Here is a 278-nt window from a genome sequence, read left to right on the forward strand (position 1 = left end):
GTTCGCCGATTTCTGGTCGCACCATCCCTGGTCCGCCTGATCCGCAAGGAGCGGGGTGGCGCCCGCATCACAGAGGGTCACTTCGCGCCCCAGGGCGGCCGGGCCTCCTACGTGCGCGTCGTCGGCCAGGTCTGCCAGCTGGTCCTGGTGAACAAGGGGCCGGACGGCGTCCCGGTCGAGGAGCGCCCCGACGTCCCCCGCGCCCACGGCGACGCCCTGCTGGACGTGTGCCCCGGCAAGGCCGCCTACGACCGCACCACGCTGAATGCCGGCGGGCG

1 pseudogene is annotated in these 278 nt (G+C 73.7%); it reads left to right on the forward strand.

Annotation, left to right across the window (positions count from 1 at the left end):
- Nucleotides 1–278 (forward strand): annotated as a pseudogene (locus ACLBYB_RS33505) (hypothetical protein); the annotation flags it as partial.

The organism is Methylobacterium sp. D54C, assembly GCF_053345595.1.